This is a genomic window from Actinomadura roseirufa (assembly GCF_900659635.1).
Lineage (GTDB): Bacteria > Actinomycetota > Actinomycetes > Streptosporangiales > Streptosporangiaceae > Spirillospora > Spirillospora roseirufa.
Genome location: NZ_CAACVB010000307.1, coordinates 1 through 8,019, shown reverse-complemented (window position 1 = coordinate 8,019; position 8,019 = coordinate 1). Strand labels below are relative to the sequence as shown.

9 protein-coding genes and 1 pseudogene are annotated in these 8,019 nt (G+C 74.2%); 3 read left to right on the top strand and 7 right to left on the bottom strand.

Annotation, left to right across the window (positions count from 1 at the left end):
• The 3 genes from E1291_RS36015 to E1291_RS36005 all read left to right on the top strand — a co-directional run.
• Window positions 1-1,657, top strand: a 1,657-nt coding sequence (locus tag E1291_RS36015) for a RelA/SpoT family protein (RefSeq protein ID WP_131742534.1), incomplete at its 5' end; no start/stop codon positions are given.
• A 23-nt stretch (window positions 1,658-1,680) separates the two neighbouring features.
• Window positions 1,681-2,133, top strand: a complete 453-nt coding sequence (locus tag E1291_RS36010; RefSeq protein ID WP_131742533.1) for a universal stress protein — start codon at window positions 1,681-1,683, stop codon at window positions 2,131-2,133.
• Window positions 2,134-2,216: 83 nt separating this feature from the next.
• Window positions 2,217-3,059, top strand: coding sequence for a hypothetical protein (locus tag E1291_RS36005; RefSeq protein ID WP_131742532.1), 843 nt, complete (start codon window positions 2,217-2,219; stop codon window positions 3,057-3,059).
• Here E1291_RS36005 and E1291_RS36000 read toward each other — a convergent pair.
• The 7 genes and pseudogenes from E1291_RS36000 to E1291_RS42660 all read right to left on the bottom strand — a co-directional run.
• On the bottom strand, window positions 3,040-3,681 hold the full coding sequence (locus tag E1291_RS36000) for a hypothetical protein (RefSeq protein WP_131742531.1): 642 nt from the start codon (window positions 3,679-3,681) through the stop codon (window positions 3,040-3,042). The genes E1291_RS36005 and E1291_RS36000 overlap by 20 nt on opposite strands.
• 172 nt (window positions 3,682-3,853) lie before the next feature.
• Window positions 3,854-4,867, bottom strand: a complete 1,014-nt coding sequence (gene glnII / locus E1291_RS35995; RefSeq protein WP_131742530.1) for a glutamine synthetase — start codon at window positions 4,865-4,867, stop codon at window positions 3,854-3,856.
• Between the two features lie 177 nt (window positions 4,868-5,044).
• Entirely contained in the window at window positions 5,045-6,256 is a 1,212-nt protein-coding gene (locus E1291_RS35990) for a cytochrome P450 family protein (RefSeq protein WP_131742529.1), read from the bottom strand.
• Complete coding sequence (locus E1291_RS35985) at window positions 6,253-6,906, bottom strand: GTP-binding protein (RefSeq protein WP_131742528.1); 654 nt, start codon at window positions 6,904-6,906, stop codon at window positions 6,253-6,255. The genes E1291_RS35990 and E1291_RS35985 overlap by 4 nt, the downstream gene beginning before the upstream one ends.
• Window positions 6,887-7,243 (bottom strand): DUF742 domain-containing protein, encoded by a 357-nt coding sequence (locus tag E1291_RS35980; RefSeq protein ID WP_131742527.1) that lies wholly within the window; start codon window positions 7,241-7,243, stop codon window positions 6,887-6,889. The genes E1291_RS35985 and E1291_RS35980 overlap by 20 nt, the downstream gene beginning before the upstream one ends.
• A 91-nt stretch (window positions 7,244-7,334) precedes the next feature.
• The gene (locus E1291_RS35975; protein ID WP_207401124.1) at window positions 7,335-7,733 is read right to left on the bottom strand and encodes a roadblock/LC7 domain-containing protein; all 399 of its coding nucleotides are present in this window, start codon (window positions 7,731-7,733) and stop codon (window positions 7,335-7,337) included.
• A 13-nt stretch (window positions 7,734-7,746) separates the two neighbouring features.
• Window positions 7,747-8,019: pseudogene (locus E1291_RS42660) on the bottom strand (hypothetical protein); the annotation flags it as partial.

Sequence of the window (8,019 nt, the reverse complement as noted above, 5' to 3'; positions counted from 1 at the left end):
GGCCACCGGCGGGCACGCCCGCTCCGCCCTCGCCCCGCTGCTCGCGGCGCACCGCTCCGCCCACCCCGGCGCCGGCACCGGCGAGCTGCTGCGCGGGTACGCCGTCGCCGAGCGGCTGCACCGCGGGCAGCTCCGCAGGTCGGGCGCCCCGTTCATCACCCATCCGCTCGCCGTCGCGATGATCCTCGCCGGGATGGGCATGGACGCCACCACGCTCGTCGCCGCGCTGCTGCACGACACCGTCGAGGACACCCCCTACACCCTCGGCGAGCTGCGCGCCGACTTCGGCGCCGAGGTGGCCGTGCTGGTGGACGGAGTGACCAAGCTCGACGGCGGCCGGTGGGGCGACCGCGCCGAGGCCGAGACGTTCCGCAAGATCGTGCTGTCGGCGGCCGACGATCTGCGGGTGCTGGTGATCAAGCTCGCGGACCGGCTGCACAACCTGCGGACGCTCCGCCACCAGCCCGCGCACAAGCAGGCCCGGTACGCCGAGGCGTCGCACGAGCTGCTCGTCCCGTTCGCGGAGCGGCTCGGCATCCACGCCCTCAAGCGGGAGATGGACGACCTCGCCTTCGCCGCCCGGTTCCCCGCCGCCCACGCCGCCACCGGGCACGCCGTCCGGGCGGCGCTGCGCGACGCCGGCCGCGTCTTCGGCCCCGCCATGGCCCGGCTGAGCCGCTCCCTCGCCGAGCACGGCGTCCGCGCCGGGATGCGGGTCAGGCCGTCGCACCTGTACGCGGTGCACCAGTCGTTCGGCGGGCGGCTGGACGGGCTGCGGGCCTGCGAGGCGGCCCGGCTGCTGGTGATCGTCGACGGCGCCGAGCGCGACTGCTACATCGCCCTCGGCGCGGTGCACGCCGCGCTGCACCCGGTCGCCGGGCGGGTCCGCGACTTCATCGCGATGCCCAAGGACAACATGTACCAGTCGCTGCACACCCGGGTGATCGGCCCGGACGGCGACCCGTTCGAGGTGATCGTCCGCAGCCGCGCCATGCACCCGGTCGCCGAGTACGGGATCGTCGCGCACATCCGGGACGCCGGCGACGACGCCGCGACCGCCGGCACCGTCACCGGGCGCCGCGACCTGGCCTGGCTGAGCCGGCTGCTGGCCTGGCAGTCCGGCGCGCCGTCCGGCCAGTTCCTGGAGGGCCTGCGCGCCGGCCTCGCCGCCGGCAACGTCGCCGCGTTCACCGTGGACGGCGAGGTGGTGCCGCTGCCGCGGGGGGCGAGCGCCCTCGACTTCGGGTACGCGGTCGACCCCCGCACCGGCGACCGCTGCATCGGCGCCGTGGTCAACGGGCGGCTCGCCCCGCTGTCGGTGCAGGTCCGCAGCGGCGACGTCGTGAAGGTCCTCACCGACCCGGCGGGCGTCCCGTCCGAGGAGTGGCTGGGCTTCGCGGTCACCGCCCCGGCCCGGCTCCGCATCCGGCAGGGCCTGGTGCTGCGGCGGGCGGAGGAGGCCGCCGAGGCGGGCCGGCGGCGGCTGGTCCGCGCGCTCGCCGGGCGGCACGTCGACCTGCTCGCCGCCGAGGCGCGCGGCGACTCCCTCGCCGTCGCCCGCGACCTCGGCTACGGCCGGATCGACGACATGTACGGCGCGCTCGGCGACGGCGACCTGAGCCTGGACGCCCTGCTGGCCCGTTTCGCCCGGCCCTGACCGTCCGCGGCTAGGGTGATCGCATGACCGAGAGACCGTTCGAGTACGGCGTCGACGGACCGAAGGTGATCGTCGCCGGGGTGGACGGGTCGGAGACCTCGCTGCGCGCCGGAGCCTACGCGTGGGGCCTCGCCCGGCGCGGCGGCGCGCGGCTCGTCCTGGTCCACGTGGCGCAGATCGCCTCGCTGTCCACCCTCACCCCCGGCGGCGCCACGGTGATGCGGGAGGCGGAGGAGGAGATCGTCGCCGGGCTGCGCCGGGAGCTCGAAAGGGCGGCGGCCGAGCGCGGCGGCGTCGAGTACGAGCTCGTGACCGACCAGGGCGACCCGTTCGCCGTGCTCGCCCGCGTCGCCGACGAGACCCGCGCGGACGCCGTCGTGGTCGGCGCGTCGGCGCAGGCGGGGCACCGGCTCATCGGCTCGGTCGCGGTCCGGCTCGTCCGGGCGGGCCGGTGGCCGGTGACCGTGGTCCCCTGAGGGGGCGGAGCGAGCGCGGTTCGGCGTCCGCGTCCGGGGTAGCGCATGGAGAGAAGGCACCCGAGGACGAGACGGGGACGGCCATGTCTGCTCCATACCCGCCCGCCCCTTACCTGACGGACATCGGATGGGCGGGGTCGGCGCTCCGGCTGGAAGGCCGGATCGACCACGACGTCGCGGCGGGGATCGAGCTGCACCTGCGCGAACGCGACGGCGGCGGGCTGGTGCGCGTCCCCGCCGAGGTGAGCCACGGGAACGGCGGGGCGGTCGGCTTCGAGGTCCTGGTGGACGTCGCGTCCGTCGAGGGCGGCGGCCCGCTCCCCGGTGGCCTGTGGGAGGTCTCCGTCGCGCTGGGATGGCCCGCCATGGAGACGGTCCTGCCGTTCGGCCGCGACCGGGCGCCCGGCATCGACGACTCCCCGCTGCGCCGGTTCCTGCCCGGCTCCACGACGGTCGCCGCCTACTTCGAGACGCGCGGCGCCCTCGCCATCGACGTCGGCGGGCGCCCGCGCACGGCCGGGTCCACCGTCGCGCACGCGCTCGGCTGGGACCCGTCCGTGGAGGAGGTCGTGGTCCGCGGCCACCTCGACATCGGCCGGCCCACCACGCCGATCTCCGGCATGCTCGGCCTCCGCGAACGCCGCACCCGGCAGATCTACGCGGTCATCGCGATGCTCGAGGAGCACGCGGGCGGGTACCGCTACACGGCGAGGGTGCCGGTGACGCACGCGATCATCGATGACCCGCTTCCGCGCGGCGAGTGGGAGGCGTCCCTGTGCGTCGGGTTCTCCGGCATGCACCGGGAGGTGCGGATCCTGGCCCCGGAGGAGCCGGTGGACGTGCGGGTCTGGCGGCGGCTCCGGCACGTGCGGGTGGTGTCCACCGCCGCGCCCGAGCCGCTGACGGTCATGGTCGGCCGCGCCTGAACGGCCCGTCCGGCCACGAGCGCCGCCGCTGCCGCGGGGACGCCGCGACCACCGCCGCGAGCGTCCCGGCCACCGCGGCGCCGCCGCCGAGGTTCAGGGCCGCCGTGGCGAGCGCCGCGTCCCACGGGCCGTGGAGCGTCAGCGGCAGCACCGCCAGCAGCACCACCGCCGTCCCGCCGATCCACAGGAACGCCCGGACGGGCCGCGCCGCCGCCGCGAGGAGCAGGTGCATCAGCGCGGTCGCCTGGATCGTCCCCGCCAGGGCGCACAGGGCGTAGCTCGTCGCGGCGGCCGAGGCGCCCGTCCGCGCCCCGGCGAACACCGGGACCTGGACGCCGAACGCGCCCCGCATCCCGATCACCGCCGCGAACGCCAGGACGGCGGCGACCAGCGAGCACAGCAGCCCCGACCACCACAGCGCGCGCAGGGCACGGTGCGGTCCGGCGGCGATCTCCTCGTGCAGGGCGACGAAGTCCTGGTAGCGCCGGGCCGGCGCCTCCACCGTGCGGCGCCGCGCCGTCGAAGGGCACCGGAACGACCGTTCCCAGGCCCGTGGCCCAGGACGGTCGGCGTGCCTGCCGGGCGGGCCGCCGGAGTATCGCCCAAAGGGCGTGTCGGGCATGTTCCCTCCCCCGGTGCGAACGACGTAGTGCTACCCGGCACCGATCGGCGGAACTCCCCCATCCCGAACCTTTTGCAGAGGTTTGCCGCGTCCCGGCGAGCCCGGCGGGACGACGCCGGAAACGCCGGAAGGCCCCGGGGCGCGTCCCCCGGGGCCTTCCCTGCGTCGTCGGTCAGACCTGGCCGGCCTTCTCCAGCGCCTCGCAGCACGTGTCCGTGATCAGCCGGGCCACCACGTACGGGTCGACGTTGGCGTTCGGGCGGCGGTCCTCGATGTAGCCCTTCTTCTCGACCTCCACCTGCCACGGGATGCGCACCGACGCCCCGCGGTCGGAGACCCCGTAGCTGAACTCGCTCCAGGGCGCGGTCTCGTGCATGCCGGTCAGGCGGCGCTCGATGTCGGCGCCGTACCCCGCGACGTGCTCCTGCGCCTTGCCCGCGAGCGCCTCGCACGCGGTGATGATCGCGTCGTAGCCCTCGCGCATGGCCTTGGTCGAGAAGTTGGTGTGCGCGCCGGCGCCGTTCCAGTCGCCCTCGACCGGCTTGGGGTCGAGGGTGGCGGACACGTCGTAGTCCTCGGCGATGCGGTACAGCAGCCACCGCGCGACCCACATGTGGTCGCCGACCTCGAGCGGGCCCGCCGGGCCGATCTGGAACTCCCACTGGCCGGGCATGACCTCGGCGTTGATGCCGGAGATCTTCAGCCCGGCCTCGATGCACGCGTCCAGGTGAGCTTCGACGATCTCGCGTCCGAACACCTCGTCGGAGCCCACGCCGCAGTAGTAGAAGCCCTGCGGGGCGGGGAAGCCGCGCTCGGGGAAGCCGAGCGGCCGGCCGTCCTTGAAGAAGGTGTACTCCTGCTCGATCCCGTACCAGGAGTCCTGCGCCTCGTACTTCTCGGCGACCGGACGCAGCGCGGCCCGCGTGTTGGTCTCGTGGGGCGTCCCGTCCACGAGGAACACCTCGCACAGGACCAGCTTGTGGTCGCCGCCGCGCAGCGGGTCCGGACAGGAGAAGACGGGCTTGAGCACGCAGTCCGAGTGGTCCCCGGGGGCCTGGTTCGTGCTGGAGCCGTCGAAGCCCCAGTCCGGCAGGTCGGCGCCATCGGGGAGGATCCTGGTCTTGGAGCGCAGCCGCGCGGTCGGCTCGGTTCCGTCGACCCAGATGTACTCGGCCTTGTAGCTCAACGTCGATCCCTTCATCACAGCCGGGGGGCGTCGTGTCTTTCGGCTCCTCAGAACCTGCCAACCAGCCGTTTCGGACCTGTTGCTCATTTGTGAACGGCGTGTAAAACACAACCCGTCCACCCCAGGCCCCCCTGAGATCTCCCTCACACCCCCGTGCCGGGCATCCGGGACGGAAGATCACTCATCGGCGTCGCCGACCCCGGTGAAGGCGACGGGAAGGCTCACCAGGCCGCGCGACCACGGGGTCACCGCGAACTGCAGGTCCGCCGGGTCGACCGCCAGCCGGACGTCGCGCAGCAGGTGCAGCGCCGTCGCCACCGCCGTGCGGGTCATGGTGCGGCCGGGGTCGCGGCCGGGGCAGCCGTGCGCCCCGAGGCTCCAGGCCAGGTGGGTGCGGTACCGGAGCGCGGTCCCGGCATGCGCGCGGGGGTCGTAGGTCGCGCCGGCCACGCCGAGGATCATCGCGTCGCCGCGGCGGACGAGCCGCCCGCCGAGCTCGGTGTCGCGCAGTGCGTAGCGCGCCGGGACGTTGGACATCGGCGGCGCGATGGACAGGACCTCGTCGAGCGCGTCGTCGACGCCGAGCCGGCCGCCCCGGACCCGGCCCGCGAAGCGGGAGTCGGTCAGCATCAGCCGCAGCGCCTGGGAGATCCAGTTGACGGTCATGTAGTTGCCCGCCGCGACCAGCAGCAGGAGCGACTCGACGACCTCCCCGTCGTTGCGCAGGTCGGGGTGGTTCAGCACGACGCTGGTGATGTCGTCGGCGGGACGCGCGCGGCGCAACTCTATGTGGCTGCCGAGCAGGCTCAGCAGGCGGCGGTTGCCGTCATACGCGTCCTCGCCGTTGCCCAGGAGGGCCTGCGTCGCCGAGAGCAGTTCGTGGCTCTGACGGGGGTCCAGGCCGATGAGCTCTCCCACGCTCAGGACGGGAACGGCCGAGGCGTACTCGGCGACCAGGTCCGCCTTGCCCCGTTCGGCGAAGGTCTCCATCAGGTTGGTGCAGAGTGCCTGCACGACCCGGCGAAGACGCCGGTGGTCGATGGACTCGATGGCGGCCACCACGGGGGCGCGCAGGCGGCGGTGCTCCTCCCCATCCGCTCGGGTCGCGGAGTTCCGGGGGAACATGACCGCGCCCAGCGGAGAATCGGGCGGGACGACACCGTTCGCGAAATCGCCCCAGTGCTCGGGGCTCTGAGCGAACAGGTGCGTGCTGGTCGTGACGGTCTTCAGCTCCTCGTAGCCCATCACCAGCCAGGCGTTGACGCCCGGTTCCAGCTCCACCCACACCATCGGGCCGTACTCGCGCCAGAGGCGTTCGAAGACCGCCGTGGATTCGGCGGCGTTCGTCTCCCACAGGGGCAGGGGCTTGTCGTGCACGGGGCTGGTCATGAGCCGACTTTCCGGGCGCGGGAGGTGAGGGCGTGTTCGGCGAGGGTGACGAGGGCGTCGATGGACGAGGCCCGGTCCAGCGCGTTGCAGTCGACGACGGGGGTCCCCGGGAGGAGGTCGAGCGCCTCGCGGAGGCGGTCCGGCGAGTGCGCCGGCGAGTCGGGGAAATGGTTGACCGCCACGGCGAACGGGGCGGGGACGTGCGTCTCGAGCTGGTCGAGCACGTCGAACGAGCCCGCCAGGCGGCGCGAGTCGACCAGGACCAGGACCCCGACCGCGCCCTCGGCCAGGCCCGCCCACATGTTCCAGAAGCGCCGCTGCCCGGGGGTCCCGAACAGGTACAGCGCCAGGCGGGGGTTGAGGGTCAGGCGGCCGAAGTCCATCGCGACCGTGGTCGTCGTCTTGGCGTCCAGGTGGTCGAGGTCGTCGATGCCGACGCTGGCCTGCGTCATCGGCTCCTCGGTCCGCAGCGGGGCGATCTCGCTGACCGAGCCGATGAAGGTCGTCTTGCCGACGCCGAAGTCCCCCACGACGAGGATCTTCGCCGTCCGCGTGACGGTGTCGGACAGGTACGCGCTTCGCTCGGGCGCGGCCGCACGGCCCGCGATCGCGCGGTCGGAGGTCGCGGGGTCAGAGGTTGCGAAGGCCATCGAGCACCTCCTTCAGCAGATCCGTGCTGGGTTCGTCGAAGCAACCGGCGTGCGCGTGCAGGTGGCCGGAGGCGATGAGGTCGCCGGCCAGGATCCGCACGACGCTGACCGGCAGCTCCAGGTGGGCCGAGACCTCGGCGACCGACAGGACGCCGCCGTTGCACAGGCGCAGCAGCGCGCGGAGCTGCGGGGTCGCCTCCATCGGGAGGGACGCGGCGTTCGGCATCGCCTTCAGCAGCGTGTCGACGCCGATGCCCGGGTCCGCCGGGGCGGCCCGGCCTCCGGTCAGGACGTAGGACCGCAGGGGCGTGTCGCGGTAATCCTCGGGATCGTTCACGCGGCGCGTCCCGTACTCCTCCGGGACGCCCGCGCGCCCACGACCTTGTCTCGTTCCACGGCCGGGAGGAGGCCGTCTTCACCCGGGCCGATCACGACAGGCCGTTCCCGCGCGCCGGGGTGGCGAGCGTCTGCTCGCCGAGCTTGAGGACCATCGCCTGCATCTCCTGGGCGACCAGCGCCGCGTTGATCACCGGTTCGGCGACGACGGCGAGGCAGGATCGGGCGGCGGCGCTGCGGACGAACAGGTAGCCGCCCTCGTGCCCCACCATCAGCTGATGGAACGCCTTGGCCCCGGAGCCGAACTCTCCGGCCTGGTCGCGGGCGAGAGAGAGCAGCCCGCTGCAGCGGGCCGCCAGCCGGTCGCCCTCCTCCTGGCCGATGCTCTCCGATCTGGCCTTGAGCAGGCCGTCCACCGAGCACACGATGGCGTGCCGAACGCCCTGCACACGCGCGAGGCGTCCGACGACCCAGTCCTGATCAGCGGTCACCGGCAATCTCCTGTCAGCTCTGCTCGTCATGGTCCGGGGACGGCCACTGCGGGCCCTCCCCGCTCTGGTCGGGGGAAGCGGGGGGCGGGTCGGCGAAGCCGGTGCCCTGGAAGAGCGCCCCCATGAGCGCCCCGGCCTCCTCGGGAGTCTCGGGGGACGGGGCTATCGCCGGCGGGCCGGCCGCGGCCTCGCCGTCCCCGCTGCGCCGGGAGACCCGCCGCGGAAGCAGCTCGTCCCGCTCGCCGGAGGCGCCGGGCGGCGGCCCGGCGGGCGGGGCCGGGGCGGG

Coding starts and splice junctions, on each gene's coding strand:
- E1291_RS36010 (WP_131742533.1), top strand. CDS start 1,681: ATGACCGAGAGACCGTTCGAGTACGGCGTCGACGGACCGAAGGTGATC.
- E1291_RS36005 (WP_131742532.1), top strand. CDS start 2,217: ATGTCTGCTCCATACCCGCCCGCCCCTTACCTGACGGACATCGGATGG.
- E1291_RS36000 (WP_131742531.1), bottom strand. CDS start 3,681: ATGCCCGACACGCCCTTTGGGCGATACTCCGGCGGCCCGCCCGGCAGG.
- E1291_RS35990 (WP_131742529.1), bottom strand. CDS start 6,256: ATGACCAGCCCCGTGCACGACAAGCCCCTGCCCCTGTGGGAGACGAAC.
- E1291_RS35985 (WP_131742528.1), bottom strand. CDS start 6,906: ATGGCCTTCGCAACCTCTGACCCCGCGACCTCCGACCGCGCGATCGCG.